The following is a 19,089-nucleotide window of genomic DNA, read 5'->3' on the forward strand; positions in this document are numbered from 1 at the left end:
AACGATCGTCGCTTGACAGCGTTAAGGGCGAATGATATGTTCAGCGAAACTTTCGGATTTCTCGGCGGAAATGATCGCCGAGAAGGAGGTGAGCAACATGAGTCAACTTATGAAAAAGGTCGCGAAAGGGTTCACCCTGATCGAATTGATGATCGTGGTGGCAATCATTGGTATCTTGGCGGCTATCGCCATCCCTAAATTCGCCGACCTCGTGACGAAGTCGAAAGAAGCCAGCATCAAGGGCAGCTTGGGAACCATCCGCAGCGCCGTGAGTATTTACTACTCCGACCAGGAAGGCGTGTATCCCGCCTCGGGTTCCTTGGCGGTATCGTTAACGTCGGGCTCGCGTTACCTGCAGGACATGCCTTACGTGCAGATCCCGCAGACCGCGTACGGACACGGCCGCGTGAACACCGAGACCGTGAACGGACCCGACGCTGGGAACTGGTTGTATGCCCCGGGATCCGGTCAAGTGGTGGTCAACTGCACGCACACCGACACCAAGAGCTCGACCTGGAGCAGCTGGTAAGTCCGAGCGTCCAACGTTTCAAAAGTGGGAGAGGGGTCTTCGGACCCCTCTCCCGCTTGTTTTTCCGGTGAGGCGCGGGGCCCCGGGGGAAGGGAGGGAAGTCGTTTGTGGAAATGAACACGGGGCCGTTAACGCCCCTCGTTAAGATGTTGTTGTCCGGGATGGCCGGCGCGGCGTTGGGCAGTTTCGCCAACGTGTGCATTTGTCGCGTTCCCCGGGGGGAATCCGTTGTTTTCCCCGGTTCCCATTGCCCCGGCTGCCGGGCGCCGATTCCCTGGTATCGGAACATTCCGCTTTTGAGTTTCCTGCTCTTGCGGGGCCGATGCGCCGGGTGCCGGCGCCCCATTTCGTGCCAATACCCCCTGGTGGAGGCGTTGACCGGCTTATTGTTCGCCCTCTTGGCCGGACGCTGGTCGGGGACCTCCTTTGTTTTTTGGATGGGCGCTGTTTTCACGCTTGTTTTGGTCATCGTCTCTGGGATCGATTATCACTTGAAAATCATTCCGGACGTTTTTTCCCTGGGATTGCTCGGGGCGGGATTGGTATTGACGCCCTTGAACCCGCTTTTGGCGGAGGGCCTGGCGGCCCGCGTTCTCCACGGTTTTGCCGGGGCGTTGACGGGGTTTTCCTTGATGTGGACGTTGGGTTACGTCGGAACGAAAACCTTCGGCAAGGAAGCCCTGGGCGGGGGCGACGTCAAATTGATGGCCGGCGTGGGAAGCCTTCTGGGCGCTTCGGGAGTGTTCGCGGCGGTTTTCGCCGCGTCCTTGTTCGGCACGGTTTTGTTTCTGGCGATGAAAGCTCTCCGCCGCATGGCGTGGGGCACGTATTTGCCTTTCGGGCCCTTCCTGGCCGCCGGAGCGTGGATTTACTTGATGTTTCCCGGCGTCTGGGACCGGTGGTGGGCCTTCTGATTCAACGTACCGCCCCGGTTGTGCGGGTCGCTCCGGGAAGAGCGGCCGCCCTGGCCGCGGTGGCGGTGGCCCTGATCACCGCCGCGGTGTTTTGGCCTGTTCTGCAAAACGGTTTTGTCGCTTGGGACGATCGGAGCAATTTCCTCCAAAACCCCGCCTTCCGCGGATTGGGATCCGCCCAACTCAAATGGATGTGGACGACGTTTCACCGCGGCCACTACACGCCCCTGTCGTGGATGACCCTGGGGGCGGATTACCTGCTATTTGGCCTAAACCCCCGGGGTTACCATTTCACCAATTTGCTCCTTCACGCCTTGAACGCCGCGCTGGTGTTCGTCGTTGCGCTCCTGATTTTCGCCCGTTCCGATCCCGGGTTTTCGCGGTCCCGGGGTCTCGCAGCGGCGGGCGCGGGCGCCCTCTTTTTTTCCCTGCACCCTCTTCGCGTCGAATCGGTGGCGTGGATTACGGAGCGGCGCGATGTCCTGGGCGCTTTTTTTCTCCTGGCCTCCGCCGCGTGCTACCTGAAACGGTTCGACGACCGCGGTTCCCGCCGGCCGGGGTGGGCGATCGGCGCTTTTTCGTTTTTTGTTCTTTCTCTGACCGCGAAATCGCTGGGGATGGTTTTCCCGGCGGTGTTGTTGTTGCTCGATCATTTTCCGCTCGATCGTTGGCGGGCTCGCTCGGAACGTCGGGCGTTGCTCATCGAAAAAATCCCCTACCTGGTTTTGGCGGCGGCGGCGGCCGTGGTCGCCGCCCGGGCCCAGGTGGCCGCCGCCGCGGCGCTGACCCTGGACCACTATCCCCTGGCGCACCGATTGGCCCAAATGGGATACGGGGGGATGTTCTACGTTCAAAAAACCCTGTGGCCCCATCCCTTGGCCGCTCTCTATCCGTTCCCGGCGGAGGGGCCCGCGAGCGTGGCCGTCTTGGTTCGCTGCGCCGGAACCGCGGCGGGGACGGCGGCGGCCCTGTTTTTTCTTTATCGTCGACCGGCGCCCGCCGTGGGGTGGCTGCTGTATCTCGCGTTCTTTCTTCCAACCTCGGGAATTTTTCAAAGCGGGGCCCAGTTCGTGGCGGACCGTTACAGTTACTTGTCGTGTCTTCCCGCGGCTCTCGGGTTCGGTCGTTGGTCCTCGGCCGGTCAGGAGCGCCGATCGTCGCGCCTCTGGATCGCGGGAACCGCCGCGGCGATCCTGGCGACCGCCGCGTTCCTGACCCACCGGCAAACGGCCCATTGGAAAGACCCTGTTTCCCTCTGGAAACAAGTGGCCGCGGTGAATCCCGGGTCGGCCTCCGCCGCCTTGACCGTCGCCCAATTGGCGCTGGAGGCCGGGGATTTAGAGGAGGCCAGCGGGGCGGTGGAGCGCGCCCTGCGGTTCGATCCCGCGGATCCCGTCGTGCTGCAATTGGCCGGGCACATCGATTTGTTGCGCGGAGCCCCCGGCGCGGTCCCGCGCCTGGAAGCGGCGCGCCGGGGCGATCCGACCCTGTCCGGTTTATCGGAATCGCTCGGCGCCGCTTATTTTCAGCGGGGTCGTTTTGCGGACGCCGAACGGATGTTTCGAGAAGCGGCGGAGAGCAACCCCGGCTCGGCCGCGGCGTGGTACAACGCGGGGTTGGCTTTGCTTCGGCAAGAGCAATGGGGGGCGGCGCGGAAAATGTTCGACCGGGTCCTTGAAATCGAACCCGATCACGAAGGGGCCCGAACCCACCGGGAGGACTGTTTACGTCGGAAAAAAAGCCCGGTTCGCGCCGCGGCCGATGTGTTGCTAAAAAACCCTTGACAAGATTGGCGGGGAACCTATATATATAGGGTGGTGCTGAACAAAAATGATCCAACGCCGAGCGATTCCCCTGACGGGGGAATTCCTCGGCGTTTGTATTGAGAAAACGGTCGAAAAAAGGACATCATGGCTCTGGCGGACGCATTAAAAAATATTCGACTGGACAAGTTCCGGATCAAATCCAAAGACGCCATCGGCGTCGACCTGGGTTCGACGGCTTTGAAGATCGTCCAGTTGAAAGGCGCCGGCGGGCGCTGGAAAGTTCACCGCGCCAACCTATTGGCTCTCCCGAACGCCGGTCCCGACGTGGCCGGCCCCGAACGGCGCGTACAGGCCATCAGCCTCCTTAAGGAATACGTCGCCAAGCAAAAAGACAGCATCTCCAAAAACGCCGTCTTCTCGGTGTCCGGCAACTCGGTCATTGTTCGGTTTGTGAAATTCCCCAAAATGTCCCGGGACGACCTCTCCAAGATGATCGTGATTGAAGCCGAACCCTACATTCCCTTTGCCATCCCGGAAGTGAACATTGATTTCAACATCCTGGGAGACGTTGTTGAGGAAGGCCAGAAGAAAATGGAGACGATCTTGGTCGCGGCCAAAAAAGAAATCATCAACGGCCGTTTGGAAATCATTCAACAAGGGGGCCTGACCCCTTCCTTGATCGATGTCGATGCTTTCGCCCTTCAAAACGCCTACGAGTTGAACGTGGGGGCGAACGCGAAGGAAACCGCGCTCTTGGTTCATGTCGGCGCCTTCGTTACGACCATGACCATCATCGAAGCCGGTGTGCCCAAGGTGGTTCGCGACGTGTTCATCGCCGGCAACACGGTGACCAAAGCGTTGCAGCGGAATTTTCAAGTGGACGCTAAAAAAGCCGACGACATGAAAACCAAGGCCGTGATCCTGGCGACGCAGGAAGAGCGCGAGAAAGCCATGGCGGACCAAAACAAGGAAGTTCTTCAGATGTCGACCGTTATTTTGCCGGTCATGAAAGACCTCTTGGCGGAAATCCAGCGCTCCCTGGATTTTTATTTGTCCCAAGGGACGGACCGGCAGGTGACCCGCGTTTTGTTGTCCGGCGGAACGAGCCGGTTGGGGAATTTGGTGAATTACTTGGCGCAGGAGCTTCGTCTCCCCGTGGAAATGTTCGATCCCTTCGCGCGCATCGACGGCGCCCAATCCATCGCGCCCGACATGCGTCCTTTGTTCGCCGTCGCCGTCGGCTTGGCCCTTCGTCGGGAAGGAGACATCGCCTAGATTCCCGGGGCCACCTTCCATGATTAAGATCAACCTTCTTCCCCGTGAAATATACGCCGACAAGGCCCGCCGACAATTGGCCTCTTTGGGCGTCGGCATCGGGGTTCTCGTCGCGGCCTTGTTGCTCGGCTTTTACGGTCTTTTGAAGAAAAAAGAAATTTCCCTGGCGAAGCAAATGAACGAAGCCAAAACCGAAGAATCCAAATACCAAGCCATCGCGAACGACGTTCAGCAGTTGGAAGTCAAAAAGCAGCAGCTGAGCACCCGCTACGACGTTATCCAACGTTTGGTGACGGGCACCCTGGTTTACCCTAAATTCTTCGAGGATTTCATGTCGTTGCTCCCGGCGGATGTTTGGATAGGCAGCCTGAGCACGAGCACCGACTCTTCCTACGGCTTGATGGTTCAGACCAGTGCCCAGGCTCTTTCGACTTTTGCCATTGCGGATTGGTTGACCAACCTTCAATCGTCGCCGTTGTGCAGCGATGTTCGCCTTGGGGCCATCAGCGTGACCGAGGATGGCGAGGGGCGGTCGGTCTTTACCTTTCAAATGAATTTCACCTATCGGCGGAGCGGATGATATGGCATTGAACAAGGACCAACAACAAAAAATCCTGCTGGGGGTCGTGGTCGTCGTCACCTTTTGCTATGTCTATTTCAAATATCTTTTGGCGCCCACTCGCGCCAGCATCGCCGAAACGGAGACCCAGCTCCAATCGGTTCTGCAGCGCGTCGACAGCCTCAAAATGACGGCCAGTCGGTTGCCTCAATTACGAAAGCAAACGGAGGAATTGGATCTTCAAGTCGCCAAAGTGGAAAAGCGGTTGCCGCGGACCCGCAATTTGGAAGACATCATCCGAATCGTCACCGAATTGGCCAAAAAAAACGGGGTGAGCTTCTCGTCGTTTTCCCCGGCCGGAGAGTCTTCGCAGACTTACTACACGGAAGTGCCGTTCACGTTGAACGTGACCGGCACGATGCATTCCATCGGAAAGTTTTTGTCGGTAATCGGTCAGCAGGAGCGTATTTTCAGCGCTAAGAACTTGAACATTTCCTATTCGCCCAACACGAAAAAAGGTTATACGATCAGCGGAACGTTTACCCTCTATGCTTTTATTTACAATGGATAATGCCATGCGACGCGCCTTGATTTTTTTTGCCGGTTTGTTGGCCACGGCGTTCTTGGGCGTCGCCCGAGGCGAGGAGGTCGCCGTGTCTTCCGCGGCGGCCCCGACCGAACCGGCCTACGTGTACAAAGGGGACCGCATGAGGGATCCGTTCATTCCCCTGACGGGCCAAGGCGCCGTGTCCATGGAATCGGCCATGGCCAAGGTTGACTTGGGCCCCTTCAACCCCACCGGGGCCGAATTGAAAGGCATTTTGAAAACGCCGACGGGCCGTTGGGCCCTCATTCGGACGACGGACGGATTGACCTACATGGTTCAAAACGGGCGGGTGTATGACCCCAAGCGAAAGCTCATCTCCGGTTTTCAGGGAATCGTGAAGGAAAAGACCGTGGTGATTTTGGCGCCGGGCAATCAAGAGTTCGAACTGCGAACGAAGAAGGACGAAGAGGCGGCCAAGAAACAATGAGGCGAACGGTCCGCCGATTCCACGGGCGAGCGAGGAGGCTCCAAAACTTATGAAATCTTTTCAATTGACACGTCGCATCGTTGGAAGCAGGCCGGTGCGGCCGGGTCGGGCGGTGCGCCTCCTGGCGTTGGCGGCTTTCTTGGCGCCGCAACCCGGCGCCTTCGGCATGGCCGTTTTGGAATCCGGTCACGTGGGGCCGTCCAACGACGGCGCCTCGATTTCCTCGAACAACGAAGCCAGCTTAAAACGCATTTCCTACGACCAGCACGCGGTTCGAATCACCTTGGACAAGGAAGTCGCCTATCGGGTTTTTACCCTGAATTCGCCCCCGCGCGTGGTGGTGGAACTCCCGAACACGATTCATGGGCCCAAACCCTACGAAGCTTCCGTCAAAGACGATGTCCTCAAGCGGATCCGTAGTTCTCAATTTAAAACGTCCCCCGAAATGGTGGCCCGCATCGTGTTCGATTTGCCTCGCATGGTGGCCTTTAAAACGGCCCGCGAAGGCGACAGCGTCGTGATTCGATTCAACGCGGGAAAGGAAACAACGGAAACCGTCGCGTCGTCGGCGAATGACGAGGCTGTTCAAGGGGAGGCGGAGGAGTCCCTGTCCGCCGCCGCCCAGGTGCGCACGTCCGGAAAAACGGGAAAGCGGGGTCCCAAGGACATCTTGTCGAGTCTTCCGAAGAACCCCATCACCATCGATTTCGACGACGCCGACATCCGGGATGTTATCCGTGTTTTGGCGGAAATGAGCGGAATCAACATGATCTACGCCTCCGACCTCCGCGGGTTTGTGACCATCCATTTGGATCAAGTCCCTTTCGACGAAGTGTTTTCCACCGTGTTGACCATGCAGGGGCTTGTGTCGCAACAAATCGGGAACAACATTCTCCGGATTCTCACGCCCGAAGGCCTGAATACCGACCGAGCCCGATCCGTCACGAGCTACAGGACCTTTTTCCTAAACTACGCGAAAGCCAGCGATCTGGGAACCCATTTGGCCGCGGTGAAAATTTCTCCCACGGCTCGTTTCACCGTGGACGCGCCGAACAACGCGCTGGTCGTCACCGATACGCCGGAGGGGCTCGCCGCGGCCGAACGATTGATTTCGGAATTGGACCGAAAGCCCACCCAAGTGCTGATCGAGACCAAGTTGGTTCAGTTGTCCCTCAATAAATCCCTGGACCTTGGCATTCAGTGGGAATACGCCAACGCGCGTCCCCTCAGCGATCGCAACCCGGCGAACCGCCGCCTCATTGGCCAGCGCGTCACCACCACCGGAACTGAAATTCCCACCGGCAAGGTGGGTTTTGTGGGGAAGGACAGCACGGGCGCGGATTCCGTCACCACGGCATTGGACTCCGCCACTCGTGGCACGGGCGTCAACCTCGCCGGGCCGACCAAGGCGGGCATTACCTTCGGGTTCATCAACAGTTCCGAATTGTTGACGGCGACTTTGGGCGCCCTCGAAACCGAGAGCGAAGCGAAAACGCTCACAAACCCTAAAATCATCACGACCAACAATCAAAACGCCAAAATTCAAATCGGTCAAAAAGTTCCCTTTCTTCAAACGACGGTGTCCCCCGGCGGCACGGCCACTCAAAGCACGGTGTTCGCCGATGTCGGTTTCATCATCGACGTGACCCCGACGATCAACGAAGACAACCGAATTCGCCTTAAAGTGAAGCCCGAATCCAGCAACGTCGAAGGGACCACCGACGCCGGACCGACCATCAATACCACGACCGCCGAAACCGAGGTCATTTTGCGGGACGGCGACACCATTGTGATCGGAGGGTTGGTCAGCGAAAACATGGTCAAGTCTGTCAATAAAGTTCCCCTGTTAGGCGACCTCCCGGTTTTGGGTGTTTTCTTTCGTAGCCTGTCGGACACCAAAAAACGTCAAGAACTCTTGGTTTTCATTACGGCGCGCATCGTCCCCGACTGACCGACCGTCGGCGCGCCCTCCCGCTCAGCGCCCATGTCCCCCGAATCGTCCTCTTCCCTCGAGACTCTGCTCAAAGAGGCCGAAAACGCTCGTCAACGTCAATGGTGGGACGAGGCGGTGAAGCTCCATCAGGCCGCCCTGAAATCCTTCCCCGATGAAACTCGATTGCGACTTGGACTCGCCCAGTCCTACGAGGGGAAGGCCCGCCAAACGGGTTTGAACCCTTTTTTTCTCATGGCCCTTCAAGAATATTGGCGGTTGGTGAACGCCAACCCGGGGGACGTCAAAGCCGTAGACGGGTTGTTGGCCGCGGCCTACAACGCGGGGCAACTCGATGAGGTGATGGAGGAGTTTCGTTCCCGCATGAACCAGCATCCGGAGGTGGAGGCGTACAAAACCACCTTCAAGAAAATCGAAACCCTGTTTCTCTTCAGCGCCGAACCGCGCAAGCCAACGACCCCCGGCCCTCAAGGGTTGCTTCACATCGTGGCCGGAAGAATTCTTCCCTTGGTGGCTCTGGCCTGCTTCCTGGGCTGGTTCTTCCTTCGTCTCAAAGCCGGCCCCAACGGCGCTTCCCTCTCTCCGACGATGCAACTGATGGAATCGGCCTTGCCCCGTTTTTCCGCCTTCGCCATCTTGGGTTATCTCTTCTACCAAGGCTACCTTCGCCTGCGTTCCTCGCGTTAACGGTTTTTCCGTGCGCTCGATTCCTTCCCCCTGGGCCGAGCGTGCCGCCTTCTTCCTCCGAACATCAACGGCGCCCTGGATCCTTCCGGTCGCCTTAACGATCACCGCCGCGGGCCGCGGGGGCAAAGTTCCGTTGGTTTGGAACGGTCTTTGCGCGATGGTCTTTCTGTCGGCCGTCGTTTTTTTGGCTCGCCGTTCCGTCGATTTGGGTGGCCATCCGCTCTTTCCCGCCGTCCTCCCCTTCCTCGTGTGGACGGGGGTCGCCTTCGTGTTGTCCGACGACTGGGCGGCGTCTTTTCCCTCGTTGCAAAAGACGATGGCCCCCTTTTGTCTCGGCGCCCTGGCCGCCCTTCACGGAACCGAACGGACCCGTCGCTCCTTTCTCTTTTTATTGGGAGCGGGGGGGGGGGCCGAGGCCGCCTTGGCGGGGGTCCGGTCCCGGGGGGCATCGGTTCCCGACTTGTTTCCCGGGAATCCGGTGTACGGCGGTTTTTGGATGGCGGTCGCCGGACTGGTGTTTCTTTCTTTTGCCATTGAGGCGACGCTCTCTCGACGGGCGCGCCTCCTGTCGGCCGCGGCGGCCGCGGGGTTGATGAGCGGGGCGGTTTTAACGCGTTCACGATCAATCGTTTTGGGTCTGCTGGCGGGGACGGCCGTGGTCGTCCTTCACCGGTGGGGCCGGCGGGGCGCCGTGGGGCTGGCGGCGGCCGCCGCCTTGGGATTCGCTTTGTTGCCGACCGCGACCGTCCGACGTTGGTCCAAAGTCGACGATCCTTACGCGTTCGATCGGACGTTGATTTGGAGGGGCGCGGTGTCCGGCCTTTTGGAGCGGCCGGTGGTGGGATGGGGGCCGGGCCGGTTTGAAAGTCTTTACCGGGCTCACGCGCAGCCGTTGGAGACCGATCCGGTCCGGTTCGAACGTTCCACCCTTTTTGCCCACAACGATTTTTTACAGGCGGGGGCCACTCTCGGTATTCCGGCGGTGATTTTTTGGTTTTTCGGCGTGGGCCTTTTTTTCGCCCTCCGTCCATCGGGGCCCTGGGGCCGGGGCACGGCCGCCGCGGTGGCCGCCCAATCGGTTGTGGCGCTGTTCAATTTCCCGCTTTTTTTGCCCATCAACGGGTTGATGATGGGGGGTCTTCTCGGTTTGGCGCCGTTCTCCCGGCGGCCGCGGCTCGGAAAATCCACCACCGGGGCCCTCCCCGTCCGGGCGATCGCGGGGGTGGCTTTCGTGGTTCTTGCGCTGGCAAGCGGGGGGGCGGCCTTGGGCGAAGCGGTGGGGATCCCTGTGCCTTGGGATCCCCGGTGGGTGGAAAACCGTTTGTCGCGGGCCGACGCGCGCCTTCACCCCGACCCGGCGGAAGGCCGACGCCCCGACCCCGCGTCGGCCCGGTTGCTCTATGAAGCCGTGGCGGAACAATTTCCCGAACGGGCGGAAGCTTGGCGCGGATTGGCGCATCTGGCGGCCGAACACGAATCGCCGCCCCGGGACGCCGACGCCGTCGAGGCGTACGCCCGCGCCCTTCGGTTGTGGCCCTTGCACGTTCCTTGGCGGGTGGAATTGGCGGAAGTTCTGGAACGAAGCGGGGAACGGAGGGCCGCGCGGATCGAAGCCCACCGGGCCTTGGGATTGGAACCGGCGGACGGGGAGGCCGCTCTTCTACTCGGCCGCCTCCTCCGGAAAGAGGGCGATCCCGCCGGCGCCGATCGATGGCTTTCCGGCTGGTGGAACCGTTGGGGAACACCCCCCGCGCCGAGCGAACCGGGGTCGCCGTATCGTCAGGCGATTCTCCGGCGGGACGCCGACTCTTTTCTTCGGGAAAGGGCGATCGCCCGGATGTCCGCCGGACGCCCCCGGGACGCCTTGCCATTATTAAGCGGCCTTCCGCCGAACGAACCCGAGCGCCTTCTTCTGGAAGCCGGGTGTTGGTTTTACGCGGGCGATTTGAATCGGGCCGAGGCCCTTCTTCGAACCGTTCAAAAAACAGCGCCCCAGCGCCCGGAAACGGGGCCTTTGCTTGAGAAGGTGCGAAAACGGCGGGAGGGAATTCGATGATTCACATTTTGCTGGCGGCCTACAACGAAGAGGCGGCCCTGGGCGACGTTCTAAACGGCATTGCCCGGACGTTGGCCGACGGGGACTACAAGGTCTGGGTGGTGGACGATGGGTCCGCCGACGGGACGGCCGCCGTGGTCGCCGATTGGCGTCAGAAAATCCCGTTGATCTCCCTCCGTCACTCGGTGAATCGGGGATTGGGCGCGGCCCTGCAAACCGGGCTGGAGGCGTTGAAAGGCCAACTGCGGGAGAAGGACGTCCTGGTCACTTTGGACGCCGACAACACGCATCCGCCGGCCCTCATCCCCCGGCTGGCGGCGCCCGTTGAAAATGGGACCGCGGACATCGCCATCGCGTCCCGGTTCGTGCGCGGCGCGGTGGTCTCGGGCGTCCCCTTTTTCCGTCGATTGACGGGGCGCGCCGCGTCGTGGCTGTTCCGTCTCGCGATCCCCTTGCGCGGCGTCCGGGATTACACGTGCGGGTTCCGCGCGTACGGGGGGGGATTGATTTTGAAAGGGTTTGAGGCCCCGGGGCGGATGATCACGGAAAACGGGTTTGCTTGCCAGGCGGAGTGGCTTCTTAAATTGGGGCGCCTGTCGCCGCGCGTGGTGGAACTTCCGCTTCTCCTTCGCTACGACCGGAAACCCACGCCCAGCAAAATGCCCGTTCTTCGGACCATCGGAGCCACGTTGGACCTTTTGCGGCGTCTTCGAAAACCGAAGTGAAAAACCCCCGCCTTCGGTTTTTGATGGGATGCCTGGTCAGCGCGGCGGGGTTGTGGTTCGCTTTTCGCGGCGTGCGGTGGGGGGACATCGGTCGCGCCCTGACCCTCCTGACGCGGCCGTACCTCCTTCTGGTAATTCCGTTGGCGGGCCTGGGGGAGTATCTCCTCCGAACGGAGCGATGGCGTCTTTTGCTCGGGGCCTCCCCGGGGGAGCGCCGCGTTCTTTTTCCCGTCGTCTCGGGGTCCTTTTTTCTCAACAACGTTTTGCCCTTCCGCGCGGGCGAGGCCGCCCGCGTCTATTGGACCCACCGGGACACCGGGCGCTCCGTGGGAGCGGCCGTTGGTGCCCTCGCCTTGGATCGCGCCGCGGACCTGGCCGCGTTGGCTCTTCTGACGTTTTTGCTATTGGCCGCGGCCCCCCAAAAAGGTGTTTTGTCCGGTCGTTCCGCCTTGTTTTTGTTCGGCGCCGTCATTCTTGGGGTCGGCCTTTTTGCGTTTTTTGGCGGGAATTTATTTTCCTGGGTTAAGCGAGCCTCCTGGCCGGATGGGATCCGGCGGTTCTTGTCGGGGTTTTCGTCCTCCTGGTCGGTGGCGCGCCGTCCGCGCACGTTGGTGAAAACGGTTCTTTTGTCCGCCGGAATCTGGGGATTGAACGTGGCTTTGGACCGGACGATCGGCGGTCTCTTCGGGTTGGGGCTGACCTGGGGCGAAAGCGCGTGGTTCTTGGTGGCCCTTGCGGCGGGCGTGGCCCTTCCCTCGACCCCGGGGTATGTGGGGACCTTTGAAGCCGCGGGGGTCGGGGCCTTGACGCTCATGGGGCGAGAGCCCGCCGCGGTCCTTCCCTTCGTTTTGATTTTGCACGCCGGGCAAATTCTATCATCAGCGGTGTGGGGTTTGCCCGGGCTTTGGCGGCGGGGTCGGCGCCGCGATGGGGAGCTCACGGCAAATTTGATAAAATCCGCTCCATGACGCGTCGAAAACGTCTGGTCGCCCTTGGGCTTCTCGGCGCGGCCGCCTTGGGCCTCCGTTGGGTCGCCTTCGATTGGGGGTTTCCGCTCAAATTCGGGCATATCGACGAATCGGTCGTTTTGTTTTATTCCCTGCGGATGGTCGACGGGGCGTGGGCGCCCGGTTTCTTTGACTACCCGGGTTTGTTTTTTTGCCTTTTGGCCGGCGCGATCCGATCCGCTCATGCCCTCGGGCATTTGATCGGGTTTGTCCCTTCGATGCCGGAATTGCTGGCCGCGTATATGAGCGGCGATTCCCGTTTTTTCCTCGGTGTCTCCCGGGGGTTAACGGTGATTTTCGCGTTGGCCACGGTGGCCTTGACCGTGGACATGGGGCGGCGCCGTTCCGGTTGGACTTTGGGCCTTTCGGCGGGGGCGCTTTTGGCCGTGAATCCTCTCCACGTGCTTCACAGCCATTACGGCACCGTGGACGTGGCGGCGGCCTTTATGACGCTTTTGGCGCTGGATCGAATCGATGTTTTTTGGGGGAACCCCACACGGCGGAACGGTGCGGGGGCGGCGGTCGCCGTGGGCTTGGGCGCGGCCATGAAATATTACCCGGGAATCCTTTTGCCTCTATTGATCGCAGAGCCCTTTTGGCGCCGACGACCGGGGGCCGCCGGGTGGGCCGCCGGACTAAGCGCCGCCTCGTTGGGGGCTTACGCCCTGGGGTCGCCGGAAACGCTGGTCGCCTTGCCCGACTTTTGCCGCCGTTTCGGCCATTTGTTCCCCAAAATCGTTGGAACGCCGGGGACCTCGATCCCCCTCGTCGCGATGGTCGGGGGGTTGATCGTGGGTTTGGGCCCCCTGGTCATGGGGGGGGCGGTGGCGGGCGCGGCGCGGGTGGTTCGAGACCGTTTACCCTGGAAGCGGGTCGGCGTTGGAGCGGCTCTGCTTCTGGGATTTATTGGTCTCTGGCGGGGGCACGCCCCCCATTACGCGTTGGCGCTCTATCCCGTAGCGGCGTTGTTCGCGGCGCTCGGGTTTCAATGGACCGGGCGGCGTCACCGCTTCCTCCCCCTTCTGCTGTGGGGGACCTCCGTGCTGTTCGGTCTCGGGGCCGACGTGGCCGAATTGTCGATGATTCGGGCGCGAGATTCGCGTTTGGAGGCGGCGGACTGGGTGCGCGCGCGCGTCGCGCCCGGGTCCAAAATCCTGCGTTGGGCGCACACGCCGGAATTCAATGCCCGGGACGGTTATTTCGTCAAGGTGGATTTTACGAACGAATCGATTCGGGACTGGGCCCCGGGCGGCCCGGTCCCCGCGGCGCTTCGGGGGCAGGATTTCTTGATTTACGCCACTTACGAAAAGGGGGACGACGCCGTGCTGGACGCTTTGAAGGAGCGGTTCGCCTTGCGGCAATCTTTTGAGCGGCGGCTCCCCCGGTTTCCCCACCACCCGCGCGTTTTTATTTTTGACGGCCATGGTTGAGCGAAAAGCCAAAATCATTGCGGTGTTGCCCGCCTACAACGCCGAAAAGACGTTGGAGAGAACCTTGGCCGACATTCCCCGGGCCGACGTCGACGAAATTGTTCTGGTGGACGACGCCTCCACCGACAACACCGTCGCCTTGGCGGAGCGCCTGGGATTGGCGGTGGTCCGTCACCCGGCGAATCGGGGGTACGGGGGGAATCAAAAAACGTGTTACCGGGAAGCCCTCCGCCGCGGCGCGGACATCGTCGTGATGATTCACCCGGATTACCAATACGACGCGCGGCTCACGTCGCTGATGACCGGTTTTATCGAACGGGGGGTTTGCGACGTGATGTTCGGCAGTCGGATTCGAACCCGCGCCGAGGCCCTCCGGGGCGGCATGCCGGCCTACAAATATTTTTTTAATCGGGTTCTCACCGCCCTGGAGAACCTCGTCCTCGGGCAGAATTTGGGCGAAACCCACAGCGGGTTTCGCGCCTATTCCCGGCGGGTCCTGGAGACCCTTCCTTGGGAGCGGAATTCCGACGATTTTGTTTTCGACCAGCAGTTCATCGTCCAGTCCGTCCATTTCGGTTTTCGATTGGGGGACGTCCCCGTGCCCACGCGGTACGAGCGTTCCTCCTCCTCCATCGGTTTCCGTCGGAGCGTCGTGTACGGTTTGGGAACCCTCTGGGTATTGACCCGGTGGGTGCTTCATCGATGCCGCCTCGTTCCATGCCCCCTGTTCGCCGCAAATCCCTCCTGATCGTTTACGCCGCTTTTTTCGTCACGCTGTCGGCGTTTTATTTCCTGGAATACCCCATCCCCGGGCTTTGGTCGGTGGCGTGGAACGTCTTGCTGGCGTCCGGGTTGATGGTTCTTTTGGCCGGGCTCGGCCGACGCCTCCTCCAATGGACCGTGCCGAGGGAATTCGCCGACGCCGGTGGGAACGCGGAGCGCTGGCTGCTTTCCGTCGGTGCCGGGGCCGTGCCTTTTTCGATGGCGCTTTTGGGTTTGGGCGTGACCGGGCATTTCAACCCCGGCGCCATTTTTTTTCTAACCGTCGGGGCGGCGGTCGTGGCCGGCCCGGCCTTGGCGGCCGGGGGGCGAGAGGCGACTTCGGAGGGGGGGGCGGCGCCCGCCGGCGGCGTCGGTTTCTTGGCGCTCGGGGTTTTCGCTCTCGCGTTCTTGTGCGCCATGGCCCCGCCGACCTACTACGACAGTTTGGTTTACCACTTGGCTTTGCCCGCGAAATATTTGCAGGAAGGCCGCGTGGGGTTCGTCCCTTACAACCACTACAGTCATTTCCCTCAAAACACGGAGATGATCTTCGGTTGGTTCCTGGCGTTGGGAACGGACGTGGCGGCCCAATTTTGGAACGTGGGGTTGGCGGCCTTGACCGGGTGGGGCCTTTGGCGGTGGGGACGATCCGCGTTCTTGCAAAAAAACACGCGGTTCGACATGGTTTTGTTTTTAACGGCGCCCTGCGTGGTTCTTCTTTCCAGCGAAACCTACGTGGAAGTGCCGATGGCTTTTTGGACGTGTTTGGCCGTTTGGTCGGCGTCCAAGGGCGTGGAAAGTTCCCGGCGCGGCTGGTGGGGCCTCGCGGGGTTGTTCGGGGGGTATGCCGCGGGGATCAAATACACGGGGGTCCTCACCCCGGGGTTGCTTTTTCTGGGGGCCCTCCTTTGGCCCCGGGCCCGGGGTTGGGCCGAGCGGTGGAAAGACGCCGGGGCGTTGGGCGCCGTGGCCTTCGCGGTGTTTCTCCCTTGGATGGTGAAGAACGCGGTGTTGACGGGGGGGAACCCCGTTTTTCCCTTTCTACCGTCGATTTTCCCGGCGTCCAAGGTTTTTATGTTCAAAGAATCCTCCAAAGCCTACTTCGCCGTGCTCGACGAATACAAAGGGACGAGCGGTTTGTTGATCACCCTTTTCAAAATGCCGTTTCAATTGGCGACGAACGCCACCCGTTTCGGGGGCGGGTTCGACGTCACCGGCGATTTGGGCTGGGCCCTTCCGTTGTTGCTCCTTCCGCTGGGGTTTTTGGGCCTTCGCCGAAACGGCGGTTCCGGGGGTTTTCTCCTGGCCTACGCGACGGCGCACGTCCTTTTGTGGGCGTGCCTTCGGCCGGTGCTCCGGTTTTTATTCCCTGTTTTCCCGTTGATTTGCCTATTGGCCGGGCGGGGTCTGAACGCCGTGGTGGTGGAGCGCGGCGCCGCGTTTCGGCGCGTGGTCGCCGCCGGGTTGGGCCTTTTTGTCCTCTCCAACGCCGTCTTGTTTTATTGGGTCGAACGGGTCCGCGATCCCTTTCCCGTGGCCTTTGGGCTCGTGGATCGGGAAGCGTATTTGAATCAGAAACTCGATTACTACCCCTGGACGCAGCGGATGTCGACGCTTCCCCCCGCCAGCCGGGTGTTGTTCGTCGGCGATCAGCGGGGATACTATTGCCCCCGGCCGTACCTGGCCCCCATGGCGCTCCTGCCCCCGCCCCTTCGGGAATGGTCGGACGCCGCCGCGGACGCCGACGCGCTTCGGCGCCGTTTGATCGACCTGGGGTTCACCCATCTTTTTTTCAACCGCCGGGAGGCGGAACGTCTTAAGAGTTACCGGGTGTTGGATTTGACTCCTCACGGGGCCTCCGTTTTTGAGGCCATGCTGAAGGGGTTGACCGTCCTCGCGTCGACGCCGCAGGCCGCGCTGTTCGACTTGGGGGCCCCGTGATTTTCATTTACGCCTGCGTTTTCCTGGTGGCGTTCGCCTTGGCCTTTCTGTTGACCCCGTTGATCCGCCGGTTCGCCGTGCGCTTCGACGTGTTGGACCATCCGGCCACGCCGGTTAAAACCCACAAGGTCCCGGTGCCGTATCTGGGCGGGGTCGCCATCTTTGTCGGCGTGGTGGGGTCGTTGGTGATCGTTCGGGGGTTGACCCATTTTCCGACGGGAACCCTGCACGCTTTGTGGGGATTGTTGTGCGGCGGGTTCGTGATCCTCGCCTTGGGATTGATCGACGACCTCAAGAAGCCGGACGGCCTCACGTTTTACATGAAATTCCTTTTTCAATTCGCGGCGGCGGCGTTGTTGATCGCCTTCGACATCCGAATTCGATTCGTTCAGCCGGTTTGGCTGGCCAACGTTCTCACCGTGTTGTGGGTGACGGGCATATCGAACGCCATCAACTTGATCGACATCATGGACGGCCTCGCGGCGTCCCAATCCTTCGTGGCGTCGACGGCGTTTCTCCTGATCGCCATCCCGACGGAAGCCGTCTACGTGAACGTGGCCGCGGCGGCGGTGGCGGGCGCCAGCCTGGCTTTTTTGCCGCATAATTTTTCAAAGCGCCATAAAATTTTCATGGGCGACGCCGGGAGTTTGACGCTGGGGTTTTGGCTGGCCGGCATATCGCTCGGGACGGACTATTCGCGCCTCAACCAGGTGGGGGTGTTCGCCCCGTTGCTGATTCTCGGTTTGCCGGTGTACGACACGTTTTTTGTCTCGTGCCTTCGCCTGCTTCAGGGGAAGTCGCCCTTTTTGGGGTCCCGGGACCACTTGGCGCAAAAATTGCGCGGCCTCGGGCTGACCGGGCGGCAGGTGGTTCTCGTCTTCGCCGCGGCGGCCGCCGCGCTGTCCGCCGCCGCCTTTTTCCTGACGTTGACTCCGTTTTACATCGCCGTGGCGGTCATTGGAGCGGTGGGGCTCCTCGGGCTGTTCGTGATGCTGAAGCTTTACGACGTGGTGGCGGAGTGAGGCCGGCGCCGACCCCCGCGCCGTTGATCGTCGCCGGCGCCGGTTTGGCCGGTTTGTCCTGCGCCTATCACGCCGATGGTCCGGTGGTGGTGGTCGATCGCGAGCCCCAACCCGGGGGAACCGCCCGTTCCTTTGAAATTGGTGGGTTTACCTTTGATTTCACCGGCCACCTCCTTCATTTGCATCACCCGTACACCACGGCCCTGGTGAAGCGCTTGCTGAAGGGCAATTGGGTGGTCTGCCGTCGGGACGCGCGGATACACTCCCACGGGGTGCTTTCCGCCTATCCGTTTCAAGCCAATTTGGCCGCTTTGCCGCCCCGCGTGATCCGGGAATGCGTCGAGGGCGTTCGACGGTCCCGGGCGCGGTGGGGGGACCGGCCGTTGGAGGGCGCGGGCCGGCTCACTTTTCGGCAATGGTGCGACCGGCTTTTCGGGGCCGGCATTTCAAAGCACTTCATGGTTCCCTACAACGAAAAACTCTGGCGGATCGGGGTGGACGACCTCACGCCGGAGTGGTGCGGGAATTTCGTCCCGGTGCCCACGTTGGCCGAGGTGGAGGCGGGCGCCCGAACGGCGCACCGGAAAGCTTTCGGTTACAACACGACGTTTCTCTACCCGCGCACCGGCGGCATTCAGGTCCTTTCCGACGCGCTCGCTCGGGAGGTCCGGGGCCTTCGCCTCGGGGCGGCTCTGGAATCCGTCGATTGGGAGAAGCGCCGGGTCCTTCTCTCGACCGGCGAATGGCAGCCCTACCGGCGGCTGGTGTCCACGTTGCCCTTGCCCGAGCTGTTGAAGCGCCTGACGCCCTTTCCGGCGGAATTGGAGGAGCCCCGGTCCCGGCTCCGCTGGACGACGGTGCTGTGCGTGAACCTGGGGGTCGCCCGGCCCAAAATCTCGCCGGCCTCGTGGATTTATTTCCCCGAAAAAAAATACCCTTTCTACCGCGTCGGTTTTCCCATGAATTTCACGCCCCACGTCGTTCCCCGCGGCTGTTCGTCCATGTACGTCGAAATCGCCTGCGACCCCGGACGCGAACCGGCCGGGCCCGGGGCGCGGGAGCGGTTGTTGTCCCGCGTGCGGGAAGGGTTGATCGCCGCAAAAATCCTAAAACGGTCCGATCAAATTCCCGTGGCCCACGTCGTTCCCATCCGCTACGCCTACGTGGTGTATGACCGGCACCGGACCGAAGCGCTCGACCGAATCTTCCGGTGGCTCGACCGCCGGGCGGGGGCGGATTCCATCGGCCGGTACGGGGCCTGGAAATATTCCTTTATGGAAGAAGCCCTGCTGGACGGCAAGCGCGTCGCCGAATCCGACGCCCGACGTCGCCGGAGCCCGGCGGCCTAGCCGACCGGCGTTTGTGCGCCCTTTTCACCGTTCCGCGCATATTTTTCACGGAGTTTTTCTTTGTTTGTTGTTGCTGATACCC

The 19,089-nt window shown here is 61.4% G+C and carries 17 protein-coding genes; all 17 read left to right on the forward strand.

What is annotated here, in order from left to right:
* The first annotated feature begins 109 nt into the window (after positions 1-109).
* The 17 genes from IPP68_10755 to IPP68_10835 all read left to right on the forward strand — a co-directional run bounded on the left by IPP68_10755 (position 110) and on the right by IPP68_10835 (position 19,007).
* Positions 110-529 (forward strand): prepilin-type N-terminal cleavage/methylation domain-containing protein, encoded by a 420-nt coding sequence (locus IPP68_10755; protein MBL0350834.1) that lies wholly within the window; start codon positions 110-112, stop codon positions 527-529.
* Positions 530-636: 107 nt separating this feature from the next.
* The gene (locus tag IPP68_10760; GenBank protein MBL0350835.1) at positions 637-1,443 is read left to right on the forward strand and encodes a prepilin peptidase; all 807 of its coding nucleotides are present in this window, start codon (positions 637-639) and stop codon (positions 1,441-1,443) included.
* Complete coding sequence (locus tag IPP68_10765) at positions 1,392-3,227, forward strand: tetratricopeptide repeat protein (protein ID MBL0350836.1); 1,836 nt, start codon at positions 1,392-1,394, stop codon at positions 3,225-3,227. Before IPP68_10760 ends, IPP68_10765 begins: the two co-directional genes overlap by 52 nt.
* A 126-nt stretch (positions 3,228-3,353) precedes the next feature.
* The gene (gene pilM / locus IPP68_10770) at positions 3,354-4,484 is read left to right on the forward strand and encodes a type IV pilus assembly protein PilM (protein MBL0350837.1); all 1,131 of its coding nucleotides are present in this window, start codon (positions 3,354-3,356) and stop codon (positions 4,482-4,484) included.
* 19 nt (positions 4,485-4,503) lie between these two features.
* Positions 4,504-5,064: a PilN domain-containing protein gene (locus tag IPP68_10775; GenBank protein MBL0350838.1), complete on the forward strand. Its 561-nt coding sequence runs from the start codon at positions 4,504-4,506 to the stop codon at positions 5,062-5,064.
* A 1-nt stretch (position 5,065) separates the two neighbouring features.
* Complete coding sequence (pilO, locus tag IPP68_10780) at positions 5,066-5,614, forward strand: type 4a pilus biogenesis protein PilO (protein ID MBL0350839.1); 549 nt, start codon at positions 5,066-5,068, stop codon at positions 5,612-5,614.
* A 4-nt stretch (positions 5,615-5,618) separates the two neighbouring features.
* Positions 5,619-6,077: a hypothetical protein gene (locus tag IPP68_10785; GenBank protein MBL0350840.1), complete on the forward strand. Its 459-nt coding sequence runs from the start codon at positions 5,619-5,621 to the stop codon at positions 6,075-6,077.
* A gap of 49 nt (positions 6,078-6,126) precedes the next feature.
* Positions 6,127-8,028 (forward strand): type IV pilus secretin PilQ, encoded by a 1,902-nt coding sequence (pilQ, locus tag IPP68_10790; protein ID MBL0350841.1) that lies wholly within the window; start codon positions 6,127-6,129, stop codon positions 8,026-8,028.
* 33 nt (positions 8,029-8,061) lie between these two features.
* The gene (locus IPP68_10795; protein ID MBL0350842.1) at positions 8,062-8,715 is read left to right on the forward strand and encodes a hypothetical protein; all 654 of its coding nucleotides are present in this window, start codon (positions 8,062-8,064) and stop codon (positions 8,713-8,715) included.
* Between the two features lie 10 nt (positions 8,716-8,725).
* Positions 8,726-10,771: an O-antigen ligase family protein gene (locus tag IPP68_10800; protein MBL0350843.1), complete on the forward strand. Its 2,046-nt coding sequence runs from the start codon at positions 8,726-8,728 to the stop codon at positions 10,769-10,771.
* Positions 10,768-11,496 carry a glycosyltransferase family 2 protein gene (locus IPP68_10805; protein ID MBL0350844.1) on the forward strand — a complete coding sequence of 243 codons (729 nt, stop codon included), beginning with the start codon at positions 10,768-10,770 and terminating at the stop codon, positions 11,494-11,496. The genes IPP68_10800 and IPP68_10805 overlap by 4 nt, the downstream gene beginning before the upstream one ends.
* Positions 11,493-12,464 (forward strand): flippase-like domain-containing protein, encoded by a 972-nt coding sequence (locus IPP68_10810; protein ID MBL0350845.1) that lies wholly within the window; start codon positions 11,493-11,495, stop codon positions 12,462-12,464. The genes IPP68_10805 and IPP68_10810 overlap by 4 nt, the downstream gene beginning before the upstream one ends.
* On the forward strand, positions 12,461-13,933 hold the full coding sequence (locus IPP68_10815) for a glycosyltransferase family 39 protein (GenBank protein MBL0350846.1): 1,473 nt from the start codon (positions 12,461-12,463) through the stop codon (positions 13,931-13,933). The genes IPP68_10810 and IPP68_10815 overlap by 4 nt, the downstream gene beginning before the upstream one ends.
* On the forward strand, positions 13,926-14,681 hold the full coding sequence (locus tag IPP68_10820) for a glycosyltransferase family 2 protein (GenBank protein MBL0350847.1): 756 nt from the start codon (positions 13,926-13,928) through the stop codon (positions 14,679-14,681). Before IPP68_10815 ends, IPP68_10820 begins: the two co-directional genes overlap by 8 nt.
* On the forward strand, positions 14,651-16,636 hold the full coding sequence (locus IPP68_10825; protein MBL0350848.1) for a glycosyltransferase family 39 protein: 1,986 nt from the start codon (positions 14,651-14,653) through the stop codon (positions 16,634-16,636). The genes IPP68_10820 and IPP68_10825 overlap by 31 nt, the downstream gene beginning before the upstream one ends.
* Positions 16,633-17,658: an undecaprenyl/decaprenyl-phosphate alpha-N-acetylglucosaminyl 1-phosphate transferase gene (locus tag IPP68_10830; GenBank protein ID MBL0350849.1), complete on the forward strand. Its 1,026-nt coding sequence runs from the start codon at positions 16,633-16,635 to the stop codon at positions 17,656-17,658. The genes IPP68_10825 and IPP68_10830 overlap by 4 nt, the downstream gene beginning before the upstream one ends.
* The gene (locus IPP68_10835) at positions 17,655-19,007 is read left to right on the forward strand and encodes an FAD-dependent oxidoreductase (GenBank protein MBL0350850.1); all 1,353 of its coding nucleotides are present in this window, start codon (positions 17,655-17,657) and stop codon (positions 19,005-19,007) included. Before IPP68_10830 ends, IPP68_10835 begins: the two co-directional genes overlap by 4 nt.
* Positions 19,008-19,089: the final 82 nt, after the last annotated feature.

It is taken from the genome of Elusimicrobiota bacterium, from assembly GCA_016722575.1.
GTDB lineage: Bacteria > Elusimicrobiota > Elusimicrobia > FEN-1173 > FEN-1173 > JADKIY01.

What these genes read in the sequence shown, in the direction of transcription:
- IPP68_10755 (MBL0350834.1), top strand. Translation starts at nt 110, where the DNA reads ATGAAAAAGGTCGCGAAAGGGTTCACCCTGATCGAATTGATGATCGTG.
- pilM (MBL0350837.1), top strand. Translation starts at nt 3,354, where the DNA reads ATGGCTCTGGCGGACGCATTAAAAAATATTCGACTGGACAAGTTCCGG.
- IPP68_10775 (MBL0350838.1), top strand. Translation starts at nt 4,504, where the DNA reads ATGATTAAGATCAACCTTCTTCCCCGTGAAATATACGCCGACAAGGCC.
- pilO (MBL0350839.1), top strand. Translation starts at nt 5,066, where the DNA reads ATGGCATTGAACAAGGACCAACAACAAAAAATCCTGCTGGGGGTCGTG.
- IPP68_10785 (MBL0350840.1), top strand. Translation starts at nt 5,619, where the DNA reads ATGCGACGCGCCTTGATTTTTTTTGCCGGTTTGTTGGCCACGGCGTTC.
- pilQ (MBL0350841.1), top strand. Translation starts at nt 6,127, where the DNA reads ATGAAATCTTTTCAATTGACACGTCGCATCGTTGGAAGCAGGCCGGTG.
- IPP68_10795 (MBL0350842.1), top strand. Translation starts at nt 8,062, where the DNA reads ATGTCCCCCGAATCGTCCTCTTCCCTCGAGACTCTGCTCAAAGAGGCC.
- IPP68_10805 (MBL0350844.1), top strand. Translation starts at nt 10,768, where the DNA reads ATGATTCACATTTTGCTGGCGGCCTACAACGAAGAGGCGGCCCTGGGC.
- IPP68_10815 (MBL0350846.1), top strand. Translation starts at nt 12,461, where the DNA reads ATGACGCGTCGAAAACGTCTGGTCGCCCTTGGGCTTCTCGGCGCGGCC.
- IPP68_10820 (MBL0350847.1), top strand. Translation starts at nt 13,926, where the DNA reads ATGGTTGAGCGAAAAGCCAAAATCATTGCGGTGTTGCCCGCCTACAAC.
- IPP68_10825 (MBL0350848.1), top strand. Translation starts at nt 14,651, where the DNA reads ATGCCCCCTGTTCGCCGCAAATCCCTCCTGATCGTTTACGCCGCTTTT.